At 38.6% G+C, this 2500-nt stretch carries 2 protein-coding genes and 2 rRNA genes (2 of these 4 only partly in view); all 4 read left to right on the forward strand.

Features of this window, described 5'->3' with window-relative positions; genetic code table 11:
- A 23S ribosomal RNA gene (locus ACX9TM_RS01595) occupies positions 1 to 644 on the forward strand; it begins 2278 nt to the left of the window's first position.
- A gap of 48 nt (positions 645 to 692) precedes the next feature.
- Positions 693 to 808 (forward strand): 5S ribosomal RNA (gene rrf, locus ACX9TM_RS01600).
- Positions 809 to 1078: 270 nt separating this feature from the next.
- Positions 1079 to 2038 (forward strand): alpha/beta hydrolase, encoded by a 960-nt coding sequence (locus ACX9TM_RS01605; protein WP_000723973.1) that lies wholly within the window; start codon positions 1079 to 1081, stop codon positions 2036 to 2038.
- Between the two features lie 202 nt (positions 2039 to 2240).
- A protein-coding gene (locus ACX9TM_RS01610; protein WP_000687943.1) for a DsbA family oxidoreductase crosses the window boundary here: on the forward strand, positions 2241 to 2500 show its 5' portion. 472 nt of this gene lie beyond the right edge of the window; the window shows 260 of its 732 coding nt (coding positions 1–260); it begins with the start codon at positions 2241 to 2243; its stop codon lies off the right edge, out of view.

Here is a 2500-nt window from a genome sequence, read left to right on the forward strand (position 1 = left end):
GTCGCCTCCTAAAGTGTAACGGAGGCGCCCAAAGGTTCCCTCAGAATGGTTGGAAATCATTCGTAGAGTGCAAAGGCATAAGGGAGCTTGACTGCGAGACCTACAAGTCGAGCAGGGACGAAAGTCGGGCTTAGTGATCCGGTGGTTCCGCATGGAAGGGCCATCGCTCAACGGATAAAAGCTACCCCGGGGATAACAGGCTTATCTCCCCCAAGAGTCCACATCGACGGGGAGGTTTGGCACCTCGATGTCGGCTCATCGCATCCTGGGGCTGTAGTCGGTCCCAAGGGTTGGGCTGTTCGCCCATTAAAGCGGTACGCGAGCTGGGTTCAGAACGTCGTGAGACAGTTCGGTCCCTATCCGTCGTGGGCGTAGGAAATTTGAGAGGAGCTGTCCTTAGTACGAGAGGACCGGGATGGACGCACCGCTGGTGTACCAGTTGTTCTGCCAAGGGCATAGCTGGGTAGCTATGTGCGGAAGGGATAAGTGCTGAAAGCATCTAAGCATGAAGCCCCCCTCAAGATGAGATTTCCCATAGCGTAAGCTAGTAAGATCCCTGAAAGATGATCAGGTTGATAGGTTCGAGGTGGAAGCATGGTGACATGTGGAGCTGACGAATACTAATAGATCGAGGACTTAACCATATAATATGTAGCAATGTTATCTAGTTTTGAAGGAATATGCCTTCATAGTTTGGTGATGATGGCAGAGAGGTCACACCCGTTCCCATACCGAACACGGAAGTTAAGCTCTCTAGCGCCGATGGTAGTTGGGACCTTGTCCCTGTGAGAGTAGGACGTCGCCAAGCAACTTTAAGACGAGTCAGAATGACTCGTCTTTTTTGTGTTTTATAACTTCTTTTCAAAGCTAAATATTTTGAAGTGCTTCTCGCTTTTCAAAAAGGTTTTTGAGTACGTAGCTATATAAGTTTTATTCAATTTCTTTCGTGATTCTTTATATGTAATTTAAGATTTTCTATTTTATTTCTTAAAGATAGGATTCATCAGTGTGTTAAAATAGTACAGTTGTTTTTGATGTACTTTAATATAAGAAGATTTAAGTTAGAAAAGGAGATAATATGAAAAAGATAAGTATAATTACTATAGTAGTCTTAGTCCTGCTAGTAATCGTGTATATGTTAGTTGGGAATTATTTTTATAACTACGCGTTAAATGCGAAACAAGAAAAAGAATTTTTGCAAGATAATCCTCATTTAGTAGAAACGGTAAATGCGTCGGGAGATGTATTGGCTGCAAATGAAGAAAAGAATGCAAACTTCGTATCGAAGTATAAACCTAACACATTAACTATACGTTCTTTCGATAAATTAAATTTAAAAGGTTATGAATATATGAATGAACCATCCAGTCATAAATGGGCAATTGTAGTTCATGGATACAATGGTAGAGCATCAGAAATGACGAAATATGTTCGTAACTTTTATGAACAAGGCTATAATGTCATAGCACCAGACCTTCGTGGACACGGAAATAGTGAAGGGGATTATGTTGGTATGGGTTGGCATGATCGTAAAGATGTTTTGATTTGGATTCAACAAATCTTGAAGAAAGACCCTAATGCTGAAATAGCTCTATTTGGTGTTTCAATGGGCGGGGCAACTGTAATGATGACTTCAGGAGAAGATTTACCTTCTAATGTTAAAGTTATTATTGAAGATTGTGGATACTCAACTGTTATTGATGAATTTACTTATCAACTAAAAGATTTATTCCATTTACCGAAGTTTCCTGTTATGAATGCGGCAAATATGGTTACTAAATTAAGAGCTGGTTACGATTTAGAAGAGGCTTCAGCTGTAAAACAAGTAGCGAAAAGTAAAACACCTATGCTGTTCATTCATGGGGATGCTGATACATTCGTTCCTTTTGAAATGTTAGATGAAGTATATAATGCTGCAAAAGTAGAAAAAGAGAAATTAATTGTTCCAGGTGCTGGACATGGAGAAGCGGAGAAAGTAGATTCGAATAAATATTGGAATACTGTATGGAAGTTCGTAGGGAAGTATATTCCGGCATAATTAAAGTTGTTGCATATATATAGACGATAATCGGAGGGATAATAGTTAATCCTTTTGATTATCGTTTTTTTTTGTTAATTAGGTATTCTGCTATAAGTGTGTTTTTGTATGTACTATATGAAGGAGATAGAGCAAAAACTTTTGAATTCCTTAATCTCAGTGCTACAATGATTGAAAACTAAATGTTAATGAGGTGTTTTTTATGAAAATTGAAGTATGGTCGGATTTTGTATGTCCATTTTGCTATATTGGGAAACGTAGATTAGAGATGGCTTTAGAACAATTTCCACATAAGAAGGATGTTGAAGTTGAGTTTAAAAGTTTTGAATTAGACCAAAATGCTCCAATCTATTCTGGAACAAGTATTAATGAAGTACTTGCATCAAAGTATGGAATTAGTATTGAAGAAGCTAAGCGTAATAACGTACAGTTAGGAAATCATGCAGCTAGTATGGGTTTAAG

The sequence above is a fragment of the Bacillus sp. LH1 genome, from assembly GCF_057924895.1.